General features: G+C 66.7%; 21 protein-coding genes. 12 read left to right on the forward strand and 9 right to left on the reverse strand.

The window, feature by feature from the left end; all coding sequences use genetic code 11:
• From odhB to HHL13_RS14155, 5 genes are read left to right on the forward strand one after another with little or no spacing between them, the layout of a single operon-like run.
• A complete protein-coding gene (gene odhB, locus HHL13_RS14135; RefSeq protein ID WP_169556270.1) occupies positions 1 to 1,203 on the forward strand; it encodes a 2-oxoglutarate dehydrogenase complex dihydrolipoyllysine-residue succinyltransferase in 1,203 nt (400 codons plus the stop codon).
• 10 nt (positions 1,204 to 1,213) lie between these two features.
• On the forward strand, positions 1,214 to 1,558 hold the full coding sequence (locus tag HHL13_RS14140; protein WP_169556271.1) for a hypothetical protein: 345 nt from the start codon (positions 1,214 to 1,216) through the stop codon (positions 1,556 to 1,558).
• Positions 1,559 to 1,587: 29 nt separating this feature from the next.
• On the forward strand, positions 1,588 to 2,982 hold the full coding sequence (gene lpdA, locus HHL13_RS14145; protein WP_169556272.1) for a dihydrolipoyl dehydrogenase: 1,395 nt from the start codon (positions 1,588 to 1,590) through the stop codon (positions 2,980 to 2,982).
• Positions 2,983 to 3,011: 29 nt separating this feature from the next.
• Positions 3,012 to 3,512, forward strand: a complete 501-nt coding sequence (locus tag HHL13_RS14150; RefSeq protein ID WP_169556273.1) for a DUF2314 domain-containing protein — start codon at positions 3,012 to 3,014, stop codon at positions 3,510 to 3,512.
• Positions 3,513 to 3,540: 28 nt separating this feature from the next.
• A complete protein-coding gene (locus HHL13_RS14155) occupies positions 3,541 to 4,041 on the forward strand; it encodes a DUF2314 domain-containing protein (protein ID WP_169556274.1) in 501 nt (166 codons plus the stop codon).
• On the opposite strand, the gene HHL13_RS14160 is transcribed toward HHL13_RS14155, so the two are convergent.
• Entirely contained in the window at positions 4,029 to 4,721 is a 693-nt protein-coding gene (locus HHL13_RS14160; RefSeq protein ID WP_346775558.1) for a YoaK family protein, read from the reverse strand. The genes HHL13_RS14155 and HHL13_RS14160 overlap by 13 nt on opposite strands.
• A gap of 62 nt (positions 4,722 to 4,783) precedes the next feature.
• On the opposite strand from HHL13_RS14160, the gene HHL13_RS14165 reads away from it, so the two are divergent.
• Both HHL13_RS14165 and HHL13_RS14170 read left to right on the forward strand, forming a co-directional pair.
• The gene (locus tag HHL13_RS14165; protein ID WP_169556275.1) at positions 4,784 to 5,413 is read left to right on the forward strand and encodes a trimeric intracellular cation channel family protein; all 630 of its coding nucleotides are present in this window, start codon (positions 4,784 to 4,786) and stop codon (positions 5,411 to 5,413) included.
• A 55-nt stretch (positions 5,414 to 5,468) separates the two neighbouring features.
• Complete coding sequence (locus HHL13_RS14170) at positions 5,469 to 6,386, forward strand: SRPBCC domain-containing protein (protein WP_169556276.1); 918 nt, start codon at positions 5,469 to 5,471, stop codon at positions 6,384 to 6,386.
• 29 nt (positions 6,387 to 6,415) lie between these two features.
• Here the strand turns inward: HHL13_RS14170 and HHL13_RS14175 are convergent, their stop codons facing one another.
• The 3 genes from HHL13_RS14175 to sppA are packed head-to-tail and all read right to left on the reverse strand — an operon-like array spanning position 6,416 to position 9,311.
• A complete protein-coding gene (locus tag HHL13_RS14175) occupies positions 6,416 to 6,814 on the reverse strand; it encodes a hypothetical protein (protein ID WP_169556277.1) in 399 nt (132 codons plus the stop codon).
• Between the two features lie 41 nt (positions 6,815 to 6,855).
• Positions 6,856 to 7,419 (reverse strand): GNAT family N-acetyltransferase, encoded by a 564-nt coding sequence (locus HHL13_RS14180; protein ID WP_169556278.1) that lies wholly within the window; start codon positions 7,417 to 7,419, stop codon positions 6,856 to 6,858.
• A complete protein-coding gene (gene sppA / locus HHL13_RS14185) occupies positions 7,416 to 9,311 on the reverse strand; it encodes a signal peptide peptidase SppA (RefSeq protein ID WP_169556279.1) in 1,896 nt (631 codons plus the stop codon). Before sppA ends, HHL13_RS14180 begins: the two co-directional genes overlap by 4 nt.
• Positions 9,312 to 9,555: 244 nt before the next feature.
• Here sppA and groES point away from each other — a divergent pair, with 244 nt between their 5' ends.
• The gene (groES, locus tag HHL13_RS14190) at positions 9,556 to 9,843 is read left to right on the forward strand and encodes a co-chaperone GroES (RefSeq protein ID WP_169556280.1); all 288 of its coding nucleotides are present in this window, start codon (positions 9,556 to 9,558) and stop codon (positions 9,841 to 9,843) included.
• A gap of 81 nt (positions 9,844 to 9,924) precedes the next feature.
• Positions 9,925 to 11,568 carry a chaperonin GroEL gene (groL, locus tag HHL13_RS14195; protein WP_169556281.1) on the forward strand — a complete coding sequence of 548 codons (1,644 nt, stop codon included), beginning with the start codon at positions 9,925 to 9,927 and terminating at the stop codon, positions 11,566 to 11,568.
• Positions 11,569 to 11,634: 66 nt separating this feature from the next.
• On the opposite strand, the gene HHL13_RS14200 is transcribed toward groL, so the two are convergent.
• Complete coding sequence (locus tag HHL13_RS14200) at positions 11,635 to 13,140, reverse strand: winged helix-turn-helix domain-containing protein (protein WP_169556282.1); 1,506 nt, start codon at positions 13,138 to 13,140, stop codon at positions 11,635 to 11,637.
• A 231-nt stretch (positions 13,141 to 13,371) separates the two neighbouring features.
• On the opposite strand from HHL13_RS14200, the gene pepF reads away from it, so the two are divergent.
• Entirely contained in the window at positions 13,372 to 15,231 is a 1,860-nt protein-coding gene (pepF, locus tag HHL13_RS14205; RefSeq protein WP_169556283.1) for an oligoendopeptidase F, read from the forward strand.
• Between the two features lie 19 nt (positions 15,232 to 15,250).
• Here pepF and HHL13_RS14210 read toward each other — a convergent pair whose 3' ends face one another.
• Together HHL13_RS14210 and HHL13_RS14215 are read right to left on the reverse strand one after the other, a co-directional pair.
• Complete coding sequence (locus HHL13_RS14210) at positions 15,251 to 16,567, reverse strand: ATP-binding protein (RefSeq protein ID WP_169556284.1); 1,317 nt, start codon at positions 16,565 to 16,567, stop codon at positions 15,251 to 15,253.
• Positions 16,568 to 16,569: 2 nt separating this feature from the next.
• A complete protein-coding gene (locus tag HHL13_RS14215) occupies positions 16,570 to 17,295 on the reverse strand; it encodes a response regulator transcription factor (protein WP_169556972.1) in 726 nt (241 codons plus the stop codon).
• 150 nt (positions 17,296 to 17,445) lie between these two features.
• Here HHL13_RS14215 and HHL13_RS14220 point away from each other — a divergent pair, with 150 nt between their 5' ends.
• The gene (locus tag HHL13_RS14220; RefSeq protein ID WP_169556285.1) at positions 17,446 to 19,578 is read left to right on the forward strand and encodes a TonB-dependent receptor; all 2,133 of its coding nucleotides are present in this window, start codon (positions 17,446 to 17,448) and stop codon (positions 19,576 to 19,578) included.
• Here HHL13_RS14220 and HHL13_RS14225 read toward each other — a convergent pair.
• A complete protein-coding gene (locus tag HHL13_RS14225; protein WP_206376932.1) occupies positions 19,575 to 20,204 on the reverse strand; it encodes an aspartyl/asparaginyl beta-hydroxylase domain-containing protein in 630 nt (209 codons plus the stop codon). The two genes, HHL13_RS14220 and HHL13_RS14225, sit on opposite strands and share 4 nt — an antisense overlap.
• A 34-nt stretch (positions 20,205 to 20,238) precedes the next feature.
• Between HHL13_RS14225 and HHL13_RS14230 the strand changes: the two genes are divergently transcribed.
• On the forward strand, positions 20,239 to 21,456 hold the full coding sequence (locus HHL13_RS14230) for a sulfotransferase (protein ID WP_169556286.1): 1,218 nt from the start codon (positions 20,239 to 20,241) through the stop codon (positions 21,454 to 21,456).
• Here the strand turns inward: HHL13_RS14230 and HHL13_RS14235 are convergent.
• The gene (locus HHL13_RS14235; protein WP_169556287.1) at positions 21,434 to 22,492 is read right to left on the reverse strand and encodes a mannose-1-phosphate guanylyltransferase/mannose-6-phosphate isomerase; all 1,059 of its coding nucleotides are present in this window, start codon (positions 22,490 to 22,492) and stop codon (positions 21,434 to 21,436) included. The two genes, HHL13_RS14230 and HHL13_RS14235, sit on opposite strands and share 23 nt — an antisense overlap.
• Positions 22,493 to 22,674: the final 182 nt, after the last annotated feature.

Raw genomic sequence — 22,674 nt, forward strand, 5'->3', positions numbered from 1 at the left:
ATGACCGAAGTTAAAGTCCCCGTCCTCGGCGAATCGATCACCGAAGCCACCCTCGGCGAATGGCTCAAGAAGCCCGGCGAGGCCGTCGCGGCCGACGAGCCGATTGCCAGCCTCGAGACCGACAAGGTTTCGGTCGAGGTTCCCAGCCCCGTTGCGGGCGTGATGGGCCAGCAGCTCGTCGCGGTCGGCGATACGGTGAATGTCGGCGCGACGATCGCCACGATCGAAGCCGGCGGCGCCGCTGCCGCCGCCGCGCCTGCCGCGACCCCGGCGCCCGCCCCCGCCGCCGAAGCCGCGCCATCGGGCGAAGCCGCTGCGCTCTCCCCGTCGGTACGCCGCGCCGTCCTCGAACATGGCGTCGATCCCGGCACCATTCAGGGCACCGGCAAGGACGGCCGCATCACCAAGGACGATGTCGTCGCCGCCGCGTCGGCCAAGCCCGCGACTCCGGCCCCCACCCCGGCTCCGGCCGCAGCACCTGCGCCCGCCGCTTCGTCCGGCGACCGCAAGGAAGAGCGCGTCCGCATGACGCGCCTGCGCCAGACCATCGCGCATCGCCTGAAGGAAGCGCAGAACACCGCCGCGCTGCTGACCACCTTCAACGATGTCGACATGACCGCCGTCATGGAGGCCCGCGCCAAGTACAAGGACCTGTTCGAGAAGAAGCACGGCGTGCGTCTCGGCTTCATGGGCTTCTTCGTGAAGGCCGCGGTCATGGCGCTGAAGGACATCCCCTCGGTCAACGCATCGATCGAAGGCGATGAGATCGTCTATCACGACTATGCCGACATCTCGGTCGCGGTCAGCGCGCCCAACGGCCTCGTCGTCCCGGTCATCCGCGACGCGCAGGACCTGTCGGTCGCCGGCATCGAAAAGACCATCGGCGACTTCGGCAAGCGCGCCAAGGACGGCACGCTCAAGATGGAGGAGATGAAGGGCGGCACCTTCACCATCTCCAACGGCGGCGTGTTCGGCTCGCTGATGTCGACCCCGATCATCAACCCGCCGCAGAGCGCTGTGCTGGGCCTCCACCGCATCGAGGAACGCCCCGTGGTCCGCGACGGCCAGATCGTCATCCGCCCGATGATGTATCTCGCGCTCAGCTACGATCACCGCCTGATCGACGGCCGCGAAGCGGTAACCTTCCTCGTCGCACTCAAGAACGCGATCGAGGATCCGACCCGGCTGCTGATCGACCTTTAAGGCAGTGGCGATGGGGTTCGCCAGCGAACGCATCCGCAAGCGAGAGGAAGCCAAGACTCTCGACTTGCTGGCGTTCGCGATGGACCAAGCGGGGGTGCCGCGCGGCGCATGGGCGGCTGCTGGCGTCCGCGCCGCCCTGCCCCCGGTCGATGATTGCCTGTGCCTCTTCCGCGAAGATGAGGCATGGGTGCTGAGCTACAGCGAGCGCGGCGGCTGGCGGGAAATTGCGCGATTCCCGCTTTGCCACGACGCGATCGAGTTCCTATTTTGGCAAATGACGAATGCTCCCACGCCCTATAGCTATCGCGAGGCGTGGGAGGCCCATTCCGGGCAAGAGTTTTCCCTGGTGGAGTGACCGGCGCCTTCTCGCCGACGGAGTTTGAAATGGCTGACTACGACTTCGACGTTCTCGTGATCGGTGCAGGCCCCGGTGGTTATGTCGCCGCGATCCGCGCTGCGCAGCTGGGCCTGCGCACCGCCTGCGCCGAATCGCGCGAGACGCTGGGCGGCACCTGCCTCAATGTCGGCTGTATCCCGTCCAAGGCGCTGCTCAACGCGTCGGAGCTGTTCCATGAAGCCGCCTCGGGCGCGCTCGCCAAGCATGGCGTGAAGCTCGGCTCGGTCGAACTCGATCTCCCGGCGATGATGGCGGACAAGGCCAAGGCCGTGACCGGCCTGACCGGCGGCATCGAATTCCTGTTCAAGAAGAACAAGGTCGAATGGCTCAAGGGCCTCGCCACCTTCAAGGACGCGCACAGCGTCGAAGTCGCGGGCAAGACCGTGACGGCAAAGAACATCGTTATCGCCACCGGCTCGTCGGTCACGCCGCTTCCGGGAGTCGAGATCGACCAGAAGGTCGTGGTCGATTCGACCGGCGCGATCGCGCTGGAGAAGGTGCCCGAGCATCTCGTCGTGATCGGCGGGGGCGTGATCGGCCTTGAGCTCGGCTCGGTCTGGGGCCGTCTCGGCGCCAGGGTCACCGTGGTCGAATATCTCGACCAGCTCCTGCCCGGCATGGACGGCGAAGTCCGCAAGGAAGCGGGCAAGATCTTCAAGAAGCAGGGTATGGAGATCAAGCTTTCCACCAAGGTCACCGGCGTCACCGTCAAGGGCGGCAAGGCCACCGTCACGGTCGAGCCCGCCGCGGGCGGCGCTGCCGAGATGATCGAAGCCGATGCCGTGCTCGTCTCGATCGGCCGCCGTCCCAACACCGACGGCCTCGGCCTCGAAGCGATCGGGCTGGAGCTGAACAAGCGCGGCCAGATCGAAACCGACCATGATTTCCGCACCAAGGTCGACGGCGTGTGGGCGATCGGCGACGTCATCCCCGGCCCGATGCTCGCGCACAAGGCTGAGGACGAAGGCATTGCCGTGGCCGAGAATATCGCCGGCCTCACCGGCATCGTGAACCACGATGTGATCCCGAGCGTGGTCTATACCCATCCCGAAATCGCCGGGGTCGGCCTGACCGAAGAGCAGGCCAAGGAACGCGGCGAGATCAAGGTCGGCAAGTTCCCGATGGCCGGCAACAGCCGCGCCAAGGCGATCGACGACACGGTCGGCTGGGTGAAGGTGATCGCCGACGCCAAGACCGATCGCGTGCTCGGCGCGTGGATCATCACTTCGGTCGCCGGCACGATGATCGCGCAGGTCGCCCAGGCGATGGAATTCGGCGCCACGTCGGAAGACATCGCCTATACCTGCCACGCCCACCCGACGCACAGCGAAGCGATCAAGGAAGCGGCAATGGGCGTGCTGGGCAAGCCGATCCACATCTGACCGGACAGGCACTTGAGGGGGGAGCGAAGATGCGGGCTTTGATGATCGCACTGGCCGGGCTGGCCTTGACCTTCGCTCCCGCCGCGCTGGCGCAGAAGGCCGCAAGCCCGCAAGAGGAAGAACAGCGCAACAATGTGATGTTCTTCTCCGAGGAAGATCCGGCGATGAACGCCGCGATCGCCCGCGCGCAGGCCGAAGTCCCCGAATTCCTGCTCCACCTGATCACGCCGCGACCCAATGAATATCGCTTCATGGTCAAATACGACCTGCTGCCCGAGGACGGCGACGCCGAGTTCATCTGGGCCGAAATCGTCTCGCGTCAGCCCGGCGCGGTCACCGCGACGCTCTCCAACGTCCCGCTCGACGATCGCTTCAAGCAGGGCCAGACGGTCACCATCCGCGATGAGCAGATCGTCGACTGGTCCTATGTTCGGGACGGCGTGATGCAGGGCAATTATACCACGCGGGTGATCCTCGACCGCATGCCGGCGGCCGAGGCCGATCCGATCCGCCGCAATCTGGGCTGGTAAGCTCCGCGCGGCGACAGGAAGAGGAATGATGCAGAAGTTTGCAATGCTGCTGGCGATCGCGCTCGCCGCACCCGTCGCCGCTCACGCCCAGAGCCAGCCGACCCCCAAAACCACACCCCGTCCCGCGCATGACCGCATCGTCGATGTGGCGAAGGGCGATCCCGAGATGCAGGCGGCGATCGCGAAGGCGCGCGCCGAACTGCCCGGCTTCTTCGCCCGCTCCGCTGCGCCGCAGTCCGGGGATTCCTACTTCCTGGTCAAGTACAACCTCACGCCCCAGGGCACGGCCGAGTTCATCTGGGCCGAGGTCATCGCGCACAAGGGCGATACGACCATCGCCCGGCTGATCAACAATCCCCGCGCGCCCGGCTTCGCCAAGGGCCAGCAGGTCACGGTGCGCAATGCCGACATCATCGACTGGGGGTATGTGAAGAACGGCGTGATGCAGGGCAATTACACCACCCGTATCCTCCTGCCGCACATGGCCCCCGCCGAAGCCGCAGCGCTGCGCCGGGCTTACGGCTGGTAGGGCGCCGCCCGGCCGATCCGTCCGATCAGCAGCGTGAGCACCGCCGAAGCCGCCGCCGCGAACCACAGCGCCTTCCAGCCCATATAGGCCTGCGCGCCGACGCCCAGCACCACGCCCGCGACGAACCCGGCCCACAGCAGCAGCCACGGGACCCAGCCCCAGCGATCCGCATCGCCCATCAGCGCGCCCGCCAGCCGCTGCCCCGTCCGCACCAGCGCGCCGGTCATATAGGTCAGCCCGACCGAGACTTCGCCGTCGCGGTGGAGGATGCCGTTCTCGGTCCCCATCGCCAGCGCGAGCAGCATCAGCACCAGCGATCCCGGCGCGATGCCCGCCACCACCGCCGCGATCGCCAGAAACGCAGTCACCGCCGCCATCACCAGCGCCTTGTCGTGCCGCGGCCGTGCGCGGACGATCACGCTCGCCAGAATCACGCCCGCCACGAAGCTCATCACCAGCGCGATCGCGATGATCGCATCGCCGCTCCGCCCGCTGCCGAGCCCCACGCCCAGCCGGGTGGAGTTGCCGCTCATGAACGACGCGAAGAATCCGCCCAGGCTGGTGAACGCCAGCGCATCGACAAATCCGGCCAGCGCCGCGAGGCAGATGGCGATGGCGGCAAGCGGCGGTTCGGTACGGTGCATGGTGCCGTCATGCCCCAGCGCGGCGCGACGGAGCAAGGCCGCGCGCCGCGCGATCCGCCCGATTTGACCTGTCGCTCCCAAGCTGGAACATGCCCGTCATGGACCCGCTCATCGCCGCCGCCAGGATCGGCCCGATCCTTCCCTGGCTCGACCTGTTCGGCATCGCCGTCTTCGCCGCCACCGGCGCCCTGGCCGCCGCACGGCGCGAGCAGACCTTCGTCACGCTGGCTTTCTTCTCGATCGTCGCCGGGATCGGCGGCGGCGCGATCCGCGATCTGCTGATCGGCGCCCCGGTTTTCTGGGTGCATGACGAGCGCGTCGCGCCGCTTTGCCTCATCGTCGCGCTCGCGGTGTGGTTCACCCCGCATCGCTGGTGGACCAGCAATGTGTTCGACTGGCTCGATGCCGCCGGGATCGGCGCCTATGGCGCGTTCGGCGCGGCCAAGGCAGTGAGCTACGGCATCCCGCCGGTGCCCGCGGCGGTGATGGGCGTGGTCACCGCCTGCTCGGGCGGCATCATCCGCGACATGCTGGCGGGCGAGCCTTCGATCCTGATGCGACCCGAACTCTATGTCACCGCCGCCGCGCTGGCTGCCGCGCTCCAGGTCGGGCTTACGCTGGCCGGGCTCGAACCTTTCGTCGCGGGCCTGATCGCCGCTTCGGCGGGCTTTGCCCTGCGCGGCGCGGCGATCCACTGGAATCTCGGCCTGCCGTCCTATCGGCACTAGCCCGGCTTGACTTGATTGACCATTCAACCAAGAGTGCGCGCGAGGGAGAGACTCCATGCGCCTGACTGCCATCGCACTTGCCATTGCTGCCCTCGCCGCGCCGGCCGCGGCACAGACGCGCACCGAATCCGACGGCACCCGCACGCTGGCGACCGACGTCTGGGTCCCGGCCGCGCCCGCTTCGGTATGGGAAGCCGTCACCACGGCCGAAGGCTGGAAACGCTGGGCTGTCCCCGCCGCCTGGTATGTCGCGCCCGATCTGCTCGAGACCAGCTATGACGCCGATGCGCAGCCCGGTGGCGCAAACAATATCCAGCAACGGATCGTCGCTCGCCTGCCCGGCCGCCTGCTCGTGTTCCGCAACGCGAAGACACCGCCGGGCTTCCCCCATGCCGCCGAGTTCGCCGGCGTCACCCAGTTCATGGAGCTGATCCCCGAAGGCGAAGGCACTCGCGTCCGCCTGACCGGCGCGGGCTATCCGGCCGGGCCCGCCGGCGACACGCTGCTGCGCTTCTTCGTCACCGGCAACCAGCAGACGCTCGACCAGCTTGCCGCCCGGTTCGGCACCGCGCCGCTCGATTTCCTCGCCGGCCATTGCTGGAAGGGAACGCTCCCCACCGGCGACGCCAATATCCATTGCTTCGACCGCACCGAAGGCCAGGTCCGCGACCGCCACGAAGTGCTGCGCGAGGGGAAGAAGGTCTATGGCGGCGAGACGCTCTATGCGTGGAACCCGGCCGAGCGGCGGATCGATTACGTCTATACCGGCATGGGCGGCGGCGAGATGCGCGGCACCGCACGGCGCGACGGCGAGGATCTCGATTTCGGCACGACAGATCATGTCGCGAGGGACGGCACCCGCATCACCATCACCACCCGCTGGGTCCGCGTCGCGCCGAACATCTACGAAGCGCGCGATTCCTCGCCCACGCCGAAGTTCAATCACAATATCCGCTACACGCGGGTCGATTGAAATTCCTCCCCGGAGGGAGAGGACTTAAGTCAGCTCAACAGCCACGCCAGCGCTTCCTCGCGCGTATCGAACAGGCCGATATCGGGCCGCACCTCGCGCACCCGCTGCGCCTGCATCCGCCCCAGCGCGGTCGAGGTGACGATCGCCAGCTTGCGCGCCCAAAGCTTGCGCACTTCGGGATTGACCAGCGACGCGCGCAGTTGCTCGACCGTCGCGAGCGGCACCACGGGCACCGCCGAGAAATCGTAGAGCGACAGATGATCGCCGACATCGTCACCCAGCGACCGGATCGCGGCGCGAAACTCCTCGGCCATCCATGCGGCGTCCTCGGGCGGCACGACGCCGCTGATCTTGAGTTCGACCAGCTTGCGGGCGCGATCGACGCGCACCTCGTGCGACACGTTGGGAAGTGGAACTACCTTCTCCATGATCCCGCCATAGCGGCCAGATGCTGCGAAAAGGTTTCGGTTCAGGCGCGCACGACGCCCACATCGCTGAACTTCTTCGGCTCCAACGGGGGAGTCTGCGGCTCGTTCAGCTCGCACTGCCAGATGCCGACATCGATCCACTGTCCGTGCTTATAGCCGACCTCGCGATAGACGCCGCCGCGCTGGAACCCCACGCCTTCATGCAGCCGGATCGAGCGATCGTTCGGCAGCGCGATCGCGCCGATCGCATGGACAAAGCCTTGCGCACGCAACGTGTCGATCAACGCCTTGTACAGCAACCGCCCCACGCCGGACCCGCTCGATGCCTCGGTCAGGTAGATCGAAGTCTCGACGACATATTTATACGCCGGACGATCCCTGAACCGGGTCGCATAGGCATAGCCAATCACCCCGCCATCCTCGGGCCCGCCGGTGGTGACGACCATCCACGGATACAGCCCCTCGCTCGCCGCCATCCGCGTGCGCATCTGGCGCGCATCGGGCGGATCGGTTTCGAACGAGACGGTGCCGGTCAGCACATGCGGCGCATAGATTGCAGCGATCGCGGCGGCGTCATCGGGCGTCGCAGCCCGGATAGCGATCATCCGATCAACCGCGCGAACAGGAGCTGGAGCAGGCTGCGTTCGTCGGTCGCCGATGTCCGCACCGGTCCCAGCGCGGCGCATTCTAGGCAGCGTGCCTGCACCGAACTGCCCAGCGCCAGCCGCTGCGCATCGCCGATCGCCTGCACGAACACCGAACGGCGCACCGCCGCGATCCGCGCATAGGCATCCGGACCGGCCGGCGAATCGATCCACTCGTCATCGCCTTCCTTGTCCTGCATCAGGCCGGCGAAGAAAGTCGCCCAGCCGTCGGGCTGCTTCTCGAAGAACACCGGCTGCACCTTGGCCGGATCGATCTTGGCCCGGCGCGCCGCTTCGGCGATCGCGTCGTTCAGCCCGCCAAACCGGTCGACCAGCTTTAACTGGTGCGCGGTCCCGCCGACCCAGACGCGGCCCTGCCCGATCTCGTCCACCCGCTGCGGGGTCAGCTTGCGCGAGGTCGCGACCAGATTGATGAAGCGCGAATAGCCCTGCTCGATCGCCGATTGCAGCACCCGGTCGGTCACCGCATTGGTCCCGCCCATCACGTCGGGCTGGCCGGTCAGCGGCGTGGTCGGCGTGCCGTCGGTGGTCACGCCGATCTTGGCCAGCGTGTTCTCGAACGTCGGGATGATTCCGAAGATGCCGATCGACCCGGTGATCGTGTTCGGCTCGGCGAAGATCACATCGCCCGGCGTCGAAACCCAGTATCCGCCGCTCGCCGCAAGGCTACCCATCGAGACCACCACCGGCAGGCCCTTGGCCTTGGCTTCGAGGATCGCCTGACGGATCTGCTCAGAGGCGAGCACCGACCCCCCCGGCGAATCGACGCGCACCACCAGCGCCTTGAGGTTGTTCTTCTGCAGCCCCTCGAGCAGCAGCTTGCTCACCGTGTCGCCCGCGGCGACGCCCGGTCCGGCCTTGCCGTCGACGATCTCGCCGGCGATCGTGATGACGCCGATCTTGTCGCCGCTGGTCGGCAGCGGATGCGCGCTCAGCCAGTCGGCGAAGCGGATGCCCTTGAAATTGCCTGCCGGCTTGTCGTCGCGCGCGCCGACGATCTCGGCCACGCGCTTGCCGAAGGCAAGCCGGTCGCCCTTGCGATCGACCACGCCCATCGCGAGGTTGGCGTCGGCGATATCGCCCTTCGACGCCGCGATCACTTCGTCCGGCTTGGTCAGGTAATCGGCGATCCGCGCCTTGGGCCGCGCCTTGGCGACCGCCGCCTTCCACTGGTCGAAGATGTTCCCGTACAGCGCGGCATTCGCCTCGCGCGCCTCGGGCGACATGTCGGCGCGGATATAGGGCTCCACTGCCGACTTGAACTTGCCGACCTTATAGACGTGGACGTTGACGCCCAGCCTGTCCATCAGCCCCTTGTAATAGGTGCGCGATCCGCCCGGCCCCGCGAACAGCGTGCCCCCATAGGGGTGGACCCACACTTCGCTGGCATTGGCCGCGATCAGATAGCTCGCGTCGGTATAGGCGGTGGCATAGGCCAGCACTGGCTTGCCGCTGGCCTTCACCCGGCCGACGGCATTGGCGACTTCGGAAACCGCCGCGGGATAGCCGCCGATGAAGCGGTCGAGATCGAGTACCACCGCCTTGACGCGGTCGTCCTTCACTGCGGCGTCGAGCCCGCGCACCACGTCGCGCAGCCGCTGCTGCTTCATCACGTCGCCGCCGCCGAACGATGCGAACGGATCGGCTTCCTCGGGCTGCTCGACCAGCATCCCGTCGAGCGCGACCACCAGCGCGCCGTCGCGGATCGACGTGCCGTTCGGCCGGGCCGAAAGCACCCCGAACAGGGCAATGAAGAACAGCAGCATGAAGACCAGGACCAGACCGTCCTTGATCCCCACCAAAATCTTCCAGGCGCCCTTCACCAGCTTCACGAACCGCTCCATCGCAGCGAACTTAAGTCCGCCATAGGTAGGGGAGCGTCGCTCAAGAGTAAACGGGCGTATTATATCGACAATACAGAGCGTCCGAGGGCCTGTCCCGATATCCGCGCCGCCCGCCGAAAAATGCTTGCGCCCGCTGGTTGACGAACCCACTTGCCGTCCGCATATCCCCGCCCGTTAGCACTCGGCCCAGTTGAGTGCTAAAAGGGTAATCATCACAGGAAAGGATCAGGCAATGAGCTTTCGTCCGTTGCACGACCGGGTTCTCGTTCGCCGCGTAGAGGCTGAAGAGAAGACTGCCGGCGGCATCATCATCCCCGACACCGCCAAGGAAAAGCCGCAAGAGGGCGAAGTCGTCGCCGTCGGCAACGGCACCAAGGCCGAAGACGGCAAGGTCACGCCGCTCGACGTCAAGGCCGGCGACAAGATCCTGTTCGGCAAGTGGTCGGGCACCGAGGTCAAGGTCAACGGCGAAGACCTGCTGATCATGAAGGAATCGGACATTCTGGGCATCGTCGGCTGAGGCCGTCGGGCCGGGCACCGTCCCGCGCCCACCAGAACGCAATTCCAGTCAATCCACTCTACATTCTGAAAGGGCAGTCACATGGCAGCCAAGGACGTAAAATTCAGCCGCGACGCGCGTGAGCGCATCCTGCGCGGCGTCGACACGCTCGCAGACGCAGTCAAGGTCACGCTGGGGCCGAAGGGCCGCAACGTCGTGATCGAAAAGAGCTTCGGCGCACCGCGCATCACCAAGGACGGCGTCAGCGTCGCCAAGGAAATCGAGCTCAAGGACAAGTTCGAGAATATGGGCGCGCAGATGCTGCGCGAAGTCGCGTCGAAGACCAACGACGTCGCCGGCGACGGCACCACCACCGCGACCGTTCTGGCGCAGGCGATCGTGCGCGAAGGCATGAAGTCGGTTGCCGCCGGCATGAACCCGATGGATCTGAAGCGCGGCATCGATCTCGCCGTCGCCAAGGTCGTCGAGGACGTGAAGGCCCGCTCGAAGCCGGTTTCGGGTTCGCAGGAAGTCGCGCAGGTCGGCATCATCTCGGCCAATGGCGATCGTGAAGTCGGCGAGAAGATCGCCGAAGCGATGGAAAAGGTCGGCAAGGAAGGCGTGATCACCGTCGAGGAAGCGAAGGGTCTCGAATTCGAGCTCGACGTCGTCGAAGGCATGCAGTTCGACCGCGGCTACCTCTCGCCCTATTTCATCACCAACCCGGAAAAGATGACGGTCGAGCTCGCCGATCCGTACATCCTGATCCACGAGAAGAAGCTCTCGTCGCTCCAGGCGATGCTGCCGATCCTCGAAGCGGTCGTCCAGTCGGGCCGCCCGCTGCTGATCATCGCGGAAGACATTGACGGCGAGGCTCTGGCCACGCTGGTTGTCAACAAGCTGCGCGGCGGCCTCAAGGTCGCAGCGGTCAAGGCGCCGGGCTTCGGCGATCGCCGCAAGGCGATGCTCGAAGACATCGCCGTCCTCACCAAGGGCGAAGTGATCTCGGAAGACCTCGGCATCAAGCTCGAGACCGTGACCCTGGGCATGCTCGGCACCGCCAAGCGCGTCACCATCGACAAGGACAACACCACCATCGTCGACGGTGCGGGTGAAGCCGATGCGATCAAGGGCCGCACCGACGCGATCCGCCAGCAGATCGAGAACACCACCAGCGATTACGACCGTGAGAAGCTCCAGGAGCGTCTCGCCAAGCTCGCCGGCGGCGTTGCCGTGATCAAGGTCGGCGGTGCTTCGGAAGTCGAAGTGAAGGAGCGCAAGGATCGCGTCGACGACGCGCTGCACGCAACTCGCGCAGCTGTCGAAGAAGGCATCGTCCCCGGCGGCGGTACGGCACTGCTGTACGCGACCAAGGCGCTCGAAGGCGTCGAAGGCGCGAACGAGGACCAGACCCGCGGCGTGGACATCGTCCGCAAGTCGCTGACCGCGCTGGTTCGCCAGATCGCGCAGAATGCCGGCCATGACGGCGCCGTCGTGTCGGGCAAGCTGCTCGACCAGAACGACACGTCGTTCGGCTTCAACGCCGCGACCGACAAGTACGAGAACCTGGTGACCGCCGGCGTGATCGACCCGACCAAGGTCGTCCGCACCGCGCTGCAGAACGCAGCATCGGTCTCGGGCCTGCTGATCACCACCGAAGCTGCCATTTCGGAACTGCCGGAAGACAAGCCGGCAATGCCGATGGGCGGCGGCGGCATGGGCGGCATGGGGGGGATGGACTTTTAAGTCCTGACCCTCGCCACTCAGGCGAAAACAAGAAAGGGCCGGCGGAGCAATCCGCCGGCCCTTTTCTCATCCCGCCAGATAATCCGGCTTCACCCCGGCCTCGTCCCAGTATCGCGTCAGCCCCAGCGTCTCGACGATCGGCGCGAACCGCGCATCGCGCCGCATCGCCAGCGTCGAGGGCATGAACAGCAGATGCGTCCGCCGCGCATTCTGCGGCGTGTACCCGCCCGCCAGCGGCGGAAACCGCGCCTCCCCGGTCGAGAAGCCCTTCGCGAAATAATAGGCGTCGGCCAGTTCGAAGGCCGCGTCGATCCGCCCCAGCGTCACCGCGAACTGCATCGCATTCTCTGCGAACCCCGCCCCGCGATGCGCGGCGGCGACATTGACCTGCATCGCTGCGTCGATGTCCGCTTTCGTCCGGGTCGCCGCTGCCTGGGCCGCGACCAGCACCATCTCGATATTGTCGGCCGGCACCCCGCGCGGCCGCGCCTCCAGATTGCGCCCCTGCACCAGCGCCTGATCCGCCCGGCCGGTATGCAGCAGCAGATAGAAGCGAGTGAACCACACCGTCGTGTCGGTCGGGTACATCGCAAAGACCTGCTCGATCGCCCGGTCCGCTTCGCCCAGCCGGTCCGCCGCCCACAGCGCCTGCACTCGCGAATAGAGCGTACCGAGCGAGGGGGGTGCGCTGAGCATCGCATGATCGAGCAGCCGGGCCGCCTCGCGGCATCGCCCCACGCTCATCATCAGCCCGGCCAGCACGCCCAGCAGCAGATCCTGATCCGGATGCACATCGAGCGCCGCGCGCAGTTCGCGTTCGATCCGCAGATGGTTGCCGCTGCGCGTCAGCAGCAGGACAAGGCCGACGCGAGCCATCGCGTTCCCGCGCTCGAGCCCGTCCGCTCGCGCGGCTGCGGCGCGCGCAAAGCCTTCGAGCGGCTTGTCGAACGGCGGCCCGCGCCATTTCGACGCCATCGCATAGGCGCAGGCGAGCATCCCCCAGCCATCGGCATAGCCGGGCCGTACATCCACGACATGGCGGAACAGGTTGATCGCTTCGTTGTAGCCGCTGTCGCTGCCCTTGCGCATCGCCGCCATCGCCTGATCGACGAACGGCGCGACATCGGCGGGCACTTCGTGGCGATCGCGCAATCCCCACCACGCCAGCCCGCCCGCCACGGCCAGCCCCGCCGCGCCGCCGCCCAGGATCACCCCGCGCCGCCCCAGCTTCGTCGGCGCCTGAGCCCCGGGTGCCTCGCCATCGATCACCAGCCGGTAGCCCACCTTGGTAACAGTCTCGATCCGGAACGCGCCGCCACAGAATCCGTCGGCCGATCGCCGCAGCCGCGAGATCACCCGGTTGATCGCATCCTCGCCGACCACGCGCCCTTCCCAGCATCGCTGGGTCAGCATCTCGCGTGTCACCACCGCGCCGCCGGCTTCGGCCAGCGCGACCAGCACCTGCATCACGCGCGGCTCGATCACTTCCTCCGCGCCGTCGTCGCGCTTCAGCGTCCGCAACGACGGCAGCGCGCGCACGCCGCCCAGCCGCAGCTCGCGCGCTTCTCCCAATTCGATGCGGTGCAAATCCCCCAAAGCAGCATGTCCCGATTGTTGCAGACGGCCAATGTTGTTCCGGTGGCTGAACGCCAGATGTATCGCCCCCGCCATCAGCCCTTCATCGGCAAGCGATCAGTTCGGGTACCAATACGCCGCACCGTGTCTTAGCCCAACAAATCACTTTCCTTGGCCGCGTCGCCGCGCCAGACTGAGCGCTTCAACCTGATCTTCGGGGACGCATACATGACCGAACTCTCGCGCCGCGAGGCGCTGACCGCCGCCGCGCTCGTCACGCTCGCCGCAGCCGCGCCTGCCTGGGCTCAGGACACTGCCAAGGCCGCCGCCGAATGGGATCTGACCGATCTCTACAAGAGCGACGCCGATTGGGACGCGGCCCGCAAGGGCGCGCTGGCCCGTCTGCCCGAAATCGCGAAGTATAAGGGGCGCCTTGGCGAAAGCGCCGATGTGCTGGCGCAGGCGCTGACGCTCCAGTCGGAGCTCGTGATGATCATCTCGCGCGTGTACGTCTATTCCAGCCTCAAGGGCGACGAGGATGTCCGCGTCTCGCTGTGGCAGGAACGCGGCGCGCAGGCCTTCGATCTCTACAGCCAGTTCGGCGCGGCGTCGGCATGGGTCAGTCCGGAACTGCTCACGCTGGGCGCGGACAAGATCAACGGCTTCGTCGCCGCGAACAACGTGCTCAAGACGCGCTTCGATTTCTATCTCGCCAACACCATCCGCCAAGCCGCGCACACGCTCTCGGCGGAGGGCGAGGAACTGCTCGCCTTGTCCTCGGCGGCACTGCAGACCCCGGACGAAGTCTCGGGCCAGCTGCGCTCGTCGGACATTCCGTGGCCGAGCGTGAAGCTGTCGACCGGCAAGGAAGTCCGCCTCGATTCTCAGGGCTATACGCTCAACCGCGACGCGCCCAACCGCGACGATCGCAAGCTGGTGTTCGACACCTTCTGGACCGCGCACGGCAAGTTCCAGAACTCGTTCGGCGCCACCTATAACGGCCAAGTGAAGGGCGACATCTTCAACGCCAAGGCCCGCAAGTACAAGACGTCGCTGGAGGCCGCGATCTCGGGCAACAACATTCCCGAGGCCGTCTATCGCACCCTCGTCGCCGAAGCGAACAAGGGCCTGCCCCAGCTCCACCGCTATTTCCAGCTGCGCCGCAAGATGCTCAAGCTGCCGGACCTCGGCTATTGGGACATCTATCCCCCGCTCGTCGCGCTCGACCGCAGCTTCACGCTCGATCAGATGCGCACCCTGACGCTCGAGTCCTGCAAGCCGCTGGGCAAGGACTATATGGACCGCATCACCAAGGCGACGGCGGCCAAGTGGATGGATCCGTGGCCGCGCCCCGGCAAGCGCCCCGGCGCGTACATGCAGCCCGGCGCCGCCGACGTGCATCCCTATCTGCTGCTCAATCTCAGCGACAAATATGACGGGCTGAGCACCTACACCCACGAATGGGGCCATGCCCTCCACTCGCTGCTCGCCATCGCCAACCAGCCTTACGAGAAGACCGATTATCCGATCTTCCTCGCCGAGATCGCCTCGACGCTGAACGAGGATCTGCTGAGCGCGTACATGCTCAAGAACGCCAAGACCAAGGAAGAGAAGCTCTTCTACCTCGGCATGCAGATGGAGAATATCCGCGGCACCTTCTTCCGCCAGACGATGTTCGCCGAATTCGAGCTGAAGGCGCACGACATGGCCGAGGCAGGCGAAGGCCTGTCGGGCGAGAAGTTCACCGCGGTCTATTTCGACCTGCTCAAGCGCTATCACGGCCCGAACGTGAAGATGGAGGCGGCGTACGGCAACGAGTGGGCGTATATCCCCCACTTCTACAACGCCTTCTACGTCTATCAGTACGCCACCTGCGTCTCGGCGGCGGGCTTCTTCTCGCGCGCGATCCTCAAGGGCGGGCCGAAGGAGCGCGACAATTACCTGTCGGTGCTCAAGGCAGGCGGCTCGGACTATCCGACCGAGATCCTCAAGCGCGCCGGCCTCGATATGGCGACCCCGGCACCGTATCAGGCGCTGATCGCCAACTTCAAGGACGTGCTCGATCAGGCCGAAGCGCTGCTCGGCTGACCGTTCCGGCCGCTGGCGGTCATCCCGCCGGCGGCCGCTCCACCACCACCACCGCGCGCAGCCCGCCCAGCCGGCTCGTCTCCAGCGTCAGCGTGCCGCCCATTCGCGCGACGGCCTTCACGCTGGTCGCCAGCCCCAGCCCGGCCCCGCCGCCCCGCGCCGGATCGAGCCGCCGGAACGGCAGCAGCATCTCGGCGCGGCGATCCTCGGGAATGCCCGGCCCATCATCGTCCACCGCAAGGAAGAGGCCCGCCGCGCCGCGCGGCGCCAGCGTCACTTCGATCCGTGGCGCATGGCGTTCGGCATTGTCGATCAGGTTCGCCAGCACGCGCTTCAACGCGATCGGATAACAGGGCAAGGGCAGCGTGTCCGGGCCGCGATATTCGATATCGACTCCGCTGTCATAGGCAGTGTCGACCGCGGTGATGACGATCGTCGCCACGTCGATCAGGCGCTGCGCTTCCTCGGCATCGTCGCGGACATAGGCCAGCGTCGATTCGATGAACCGCTCCATCTCCGCCAGATCGGCGGCGATCGGATCGCGTATCTCGGCATCCTCGAGCAACGCCGCGCGCAGCCGCAGCCGCTGGATCGGCGTGCGCAGATCGTGCGACACCGCCACCAGCGACTGGCTGTGATCCTCCACCAGCTTGAGCAGCCGCGTCTGCATCGCGGAAAAGGCCGTGGCCACGCGGCGCACCTCGTGCGGTCCCGCAATCGCGAACCCCGCCGCCTGCCCGCGCCCGGTCTCGTCGGCCGCCAGCGCAAGGTCGCGCAAGGGGCGCACCAGCGTGCGGACCATCAGCAGCGCGGCGACCAGCACGAATGCCATCAGCGCAAGATGCATCAGCGTCGAAGCCAGCAGCCCCGGCGGTGCGGCAAGATAGGGTGTCACGCGAAAGGTGACGAAGGACGCGTCCGCCAGCTCCATCGCCCCCACCAGGTCGCGCTGCCCGCCCGTCTGGGACGGCAGGATCGTCAGCCGCAGGTCGCGCCCGGCCAGCGCCGGTGCGAAGCGGTTCATCCGCGCCCGCTTCTCGATCAGCCGGTCAAGCGAAGGCGTGAAATCGGTGATCACCGTGCGCGGCACCCAGTTGAGCACGAGCCCCGGCCGCGACATGTCGTTGGCGATCCGCGCCCGATCGGACCGCGGCGCGGCGGAAACCGCTTCGCCCGCGACGACCAGTGCCTCGGCAACGCGCCGCGTTTCCTCCGCCGAAGTCAGCTCGCGCCCTTCCCAGCTATGGAGCGCGACATTGCCGATCAACTCGAGCGCCAGCGCCACGATCAGCACGAGCGCGATGCGGCCCACCATGCCGCGCGGGCGCCGCCACATGTTCAGCTGCGCGTGACATCGGCGGCGAACATATAGCCCACGCCGCGAATCGTGCGGATCATCGGCTGGGTCCTGCGGCCGTCCCCCAGCTTGCGGCGCAGCCGGCTGATCAGCACGTCGATGCTGCGGTCGGTCGAATGGCCGATCCGGCTGCGCGACATCTCCAGCAGCCGCTCGCGGCTGATCATCCGCTGCGGGTGCCGCAGCAGCGTCAGCAGCAATTCCTGCTCGGCAGCGGTCAGCTCGACCTCGGCGCCGTTCGGCGCAATCAGTTCGCGGCGGCGGGCGTGATAGCGCCATTCGGCAAAGTCGAAATGTTCCGGCGCCGGCACATCGAGCGGCACGTGCAGGTCGGTCGCCCGGCGCAGCACCGCGCGGACCCGCGCCAGCAGTTCGGGCCGGCCGAACGGCTTGGCAATATAATCGTCGGCGCCCAGATCGAGGCCGGCCACCCGGTCGCTTTCCTGCCCGCGCGCGCTGACCATCACGATCGGCACCTTGCTGCGCGCCCGGATCGCCTTGCACAGATCCAGCCCGTTGGGCCCGGGCAGCATGATGTCGAGCAGGATCAGGTCGATCGGCCGCGCGGCCATCGCCGTTTCCAGCTCGGCCCCGTCGGCCGCGCCGGTCACTTCATACCCGCATTCGCGCAGGATTCGCGTCAGCAGCGCCCGCACCCCGGCATCGTCCTCGACCACCACGATATGCGCCGGGGCCTCGTCGCGCATGCGATCGGCTTCGGGTGCCAGCGGCTTCAATTGTAACAAAGTGTTGCTCCGACCTTGTTGCGAACGGTTTGCACATTGACCGCGACGCAGCTGCGGACCAATCGCGCCCCACCTAATTGCTAATCATTCGCAATATTATCAGGGGGTTCAATGATCGGCCTTTCCGCTCGTCAAACGGCGCGTCTCTGCGCGGGTTCCGCGCTTGCTACACTTTCGCTGGCGCTGGCGCAGCCCGCTTTCGCACAGGCGGTCGAGGACAATGGCGAGATCGTGGTCACCGCCGCCGGCTTCGAACAGAAGATCACCAACGCTCCCGCCAGCATCAGCGTGATCACGCGCGAAGATCTTCAGGTCAAACGGTTCGGCAGCCTCGCCGAAGCGCTGGGCGACGTCGAAGGCGTCGATGTCGGCGCGACCGCAGGCAAGACCGGCGGCCTCAACATCTCGATCCGCGGGATGCCGAGCGATTACACTCTCGTGCTGGTCGACGGCCGCCGCCAGAATTCGCCGGGCAGCGTCACGCCCAACGGCTTCGGCGAAACCTCGACCGGCTTCCTCCCGCCCTTCTCGGCGATCGAGCGGATCGAAGTCGTGCGCGGTCCCATGTCCACGCTTTACGGCTCGGACGCGATGGGCGGCGTGATCAACCTCATCACCCGCAAGACCGGCGATCGCTGGGTCGGCACCGCCAGCGGCGAAGTGACGATCCAGGAGAATGACCAGTTCGGTAACATCTACTCGGCCAATGCCTTTGCGCAGGGTCCGATCGTCCGCGACCTGATCGGCCTCACCGTGCGCGGCAGCATCTATCGCCGCGAAGCCTCGGCGCTGACCTATGACAATGTCGCCGGCACCCCGGTCGTCGTCAGCACCCGCGGCCCCAGCCCGGTCGAAGCCGATATCTACACCTATGGCGGCCGCCTGACGCTGACCCCCAGCGCCGATCACGACATCTGGTTCGAATTCGACCGCGCCGAACAGACCTATGACAACACCGCCGGCCAGCTCGGCACCTACACCGTCGCGGGCGGCTATGGTCCCTATCAGAAGTTCAACCGCGACAATTACGTCGCGGCGCACACCTGGCGCATGGGCAGTTTCGGCAGCCTCGAAACCACGCTGACCCGCAACGTCACCGAGACGATCGGCCGCACCATTCCGCCCGGCACCCCGGGCAAGACCGCCGGCACTCCGCGCACGCTCGAAGCGACCAACAGTATCGCCGACACCCGCTTCGTCGGCAATGTCGGCGCCTTCACCTTCACGCTGGGCGGGCAATATTGGCACGCGAAGATGATCGATGGCGTCGCGCCCGAGCCTTACAAATTCACCCAATGGGCGCTCTTCGCCGAGAACGAGCTCAAGATCGCCGAGACGCTGCGCCTCACGGTCGGCGCACGGTACGACGATCACTCCACCTTCGGCGGCAAGCTCTCGCCGCGCGGCTATCTGGTATGGAACGCCACGCCGTCGCTCACGGTCAAGGGCGGCGTCAGCCGCGGCTTCAAGACCCCGCGCCTCGATCAGATCGCCGAAGGCATCACCGGCTTCGGCGGACAGGGCACGATCCCGCTGCTCGGCAGCCCCGGCCTGACCCCGGAAACCAGCACCACCTATGAAGCCGGCATCTATTTCGACGATGGCGGCATCGTCAGCGGCAACGTCACCGTCTTCAACAACGACTTCAACGACAAGATCGCCAGCGGCCCCGGCATCCCCAACTGCCGCTTCGCCGGCAATCTCAACCGCCCCGGCTGCCTCGATGTCGGCGCCTTCCCGAACGTCGATCTGTTCGGTCAGTCGATCAATATCGACAAGGCGACCACGCGCGGCGGCGAAGTCGCGGTGCGGTTCGAATTCTCGCCCCGCCTGACGCTCGGCCTCAACTATACTTACACCGAGAGCGAGCAGAAGAGCGGCGCGGAGATCGGCCAGCCGCTGACCAACACGCCCAAGCACATGGTCAACGGCAATCTGCGCTGGCGCCCGACCGATCAGCTTTCGGCATGGGTCCGTACCGAAATCCGCTCCAGCCGCTTCCGCGGCGCGGGCGCGGCGCAGAATGCGCTCGGCGATTTCGGCGGCTATGCGCTGTTCCACCTCGGCGGCTCGCTCAACGTGACCGAAAAGCTCCGCTTCGGCGCGACGATCTTCAACCTGCTCGACACCGATTTCGTCAGCTACCTGCCCTACCGCAGCGGCGCGACCACGGTGTACGCAGCCGAGTACGCCAACAATCAGGAAGGCCGCCGCCTCTGGCTATCCGCGACGGTGGATTTCTAAGAGCGCGCGACCTCGGGGGCGGCTTCGGTCGCCCCCGCAAGCATCCCCTCCAGCCAGTCATCGGCCTGCACGTCGATCACCAGATGCACCCGGTCCTCACCGCCCAGATTCGCCGCGCTGTGCGGATCGGACAGGCGCAGATACCAGGCCTCGCCGGGCAGCATCGTCACCGGCTCGCGATTGACGAAGAATTCGACCCCCGGATTGCTGGTCACCGGCACATGGATCCGCGCCCAGCCCGCCTCGACCGCGAGATCGTGATCCTTATGCTCCTTGATCCGCGATCCCGGCGTCAGCCGCATCAGCCGCACGCATGTCACAGGGCATCCGAACGCCGCGATCACTTCGGCGAAATAGGGCGTCCGCGCGAGGAAGGGCGTGTCGACGAACTCGGTCGCATCGGGCGGCGAGTAGATCATCATCACCGGATGCGTCGCCCCGGCATGCGCACGCAGCGGCAGCGCGCTCCAGTCGCCTTCGTAATTCTGGCTGACGAAATGGGCGATCCATTCGTCCCCCTCGATCCGCGCCAGATCGGCCTGCAGCCGCGCAGGATCGAAGGCGAGCGGCAGCCGCACCCGGTCGGCGAACCGCATTTCGGTCACTGTCGAGATCGTCGCTGTCACGCTTCAATGCTTATCCCAGGCTCTCGCGATTGCAATGCGGCGCGCGCCCGGCGATGACCGGCGGATGGACACCCCGCTCGATCGCTTCCGCGCCGCCGTCATGACCGATCCCGCGATCCAGCAGCACCTCGCCGGCACCATCGATACCGGAATCTTCGAACAACGCGCGCTCGATCACGCCGCGACGCTGGGAATCGACCTGACGCACGACGCCCTTGCCGCCGCGTGGAAGCCCGATCCGCTCGGCCTCGCCAGCGTCCTGTCGCCGCCGCCGCTCGAACCCGCGTGGCCGTCGCGCGGCTGGCTGCCCAGCCATGTCGCACCCGAAGCGGGGTTCGCGGTCGACTGGACCCATTTCGCCGGCGCACGGCTCGACCGGCCTTTTTTCGGAGACTCGATCCGCAACGCCCGCGTGCTTCCGTTCAACCGCCTCTTCCGCCACCGCACGGCGTTCGACAGCTTCGTCAGCGGCGCGGATGCGGACGCGCTCGCGCCCAGCGGCTTCATCTTCCACATGTCGCGCTGCGGTTCGACGCTGGCGGCCCAGATGCTCGCGGCCACCCCGGACCATATCGTCGCGTCGGAGCCCGCGCCGCTCGACACGATGCTCCAGATCCCGCTGATGGTGGAGGGCGTTCCGGTCGAGACCCAGGTCGCGGCCGCCCGCGCGATGATCCTCGCTTATGGCCGCAACCATGCCGGGGGCGCGCGACGCTATTTCATCAAGACCGACAGCTGGCACATCTTCGCCCTGCCGCTGCTTCGCCTGGCATTTCCCGATACGCCCTGGGTGTTCCTCTATCGCGATCCGGTCGAGGTGCTGGTCTCGCAGGCGCGGATGCCCGGCAGCCAGGTCGTGGCGGGCGTCGTCCCCGCGCAGCTCTTCGGCATCCGCCCGGAGGAAGCGGAGCTACCGGGCGAGGAATATACCGCCCGCGTCCTCGCCAGCACCTGCGCCGCCGCGATCGCGCACTGGGATCGAGGCGGCGGCCTGATGGTCAACTATCACGAGCTGCCCCAAGCGCTGTTCACCCGCATCCTCCCGCATTTCGGCGTGACGATCGACGCCGATACCCGCGCGCTGATGGAGGCTGCCTCGCGCCGCGACGCCAAGGATCCCAACGCCACCTTCAAGCAGGACAGCGCCGAGAAACAGACCGAAGCCAGCGACGCCATCCGCACTGCCGCCGCCACGCATTTCGCCGGCCTCTACGCCCGGCTGGAGGAACTCAGCGCTTCATCGCCTCGATGATCTTCTTGACCTCCTGACTGCGCCCGCGCGGCAGGATCAATATGTCGTCGCCATGCGCGACCACGATCAGGTCCGACACGCCGACCAGCGCCACCTTCTTCCCCGCGCCCGCGCGGACGAGGCAGTTTTCGGTCTCGACCATCACCACGTCGCCGAAACAGACATTCTTCTCGCCGTCGCAATCGCTGATCCCGTGCAGCGCATCCCAGCTGCCGACATCGCTCCAGCCCATCGCGACCGGAACCACCGCGACGCGTTCCGCCTTCTCCATCACCGCATAGTCGATCGAGTCCGACGGCGAGGCCGCGAACAGATCGGCGTCGGGATAGATGCGCGTGCCTTCGCGCCGCGCCACGTCCATCGAAGCCTGTGCCGAGGCCAGCATGTCGGGCGCGTGGACGCTCAGCGCGCCCAGGAAGATGTCGGCGCGGAACAGGAATATTCCGCCGTTCCACGCATGATCGCCCGACGCCAGCATCGCCTCGGCCTTGTCGAGCGGCGGCTTCTCGACGAACTTCTCGACGCGGTGCACGCCTTCGCCGATCGCATCGCCCACCTTGATCCAGCCATAGCCGGTCTCGGGCGAATCCGGGCTGATCCCGAACGTGACGAGCCAGCCCTGCTCGACCAAAGGCAGCGCGGCATGGATCGCGGCGTGGAAGGCATCGACATCGGTAATGACGTGATCCGAGGGCATCACCAGCAGCGGATCGGCCCCGCCGCCCGCCGCCAGCGCCGCCAGCGCGATCGCCGGCGCGGTGTTGCGTCCCATCGGCTCGAGGATCAGCGCCTGCGCATCCTCGCCGACATGGCCCAGCTGGTCCTCGACCATTTCCGCATGCGCCGCATTGGCCACCACGATCGGCTTGCCGAACTTCTCGCTGCCGCCGGTCCGCCGCGCAGTGAGCTGCAGCATCGTCTCCTCGGCGGTCAGCGCCAGAAGTTGCTTGGGCCGCTCGGGGCGCGATTCGGGCCAGAGACGCGTTCCCGATCCGCCCGAAAGAATGACTGGGATGATCGGCTTGGAATCCGGCATGCGAGAAGATCCTCCTGTGGATGACCGTGATGGTGGTGATTGCCCCGCGCGTCAAACACATGACGCCGTTCGGGTTTCCATGTCCGCAGGCAAAATTCGTGACGATAGGCGACAGGCCGGTACCGCCTCTCGGCGTCAGCCGAGACAAACAAGCCCCATGTCGGATTTGTTTACACTTACCT

The organism is Sphingomonas sp. G-3-2-10 (genome assembly GCF_012927115.1).
In the GTDB taxonomy this organism is placed as follows: Bacteria; Pseudomonadota; Alphaproteobacteria; order Sphingomonadales; family Sphingomonadaceae; genus Sphingomonas.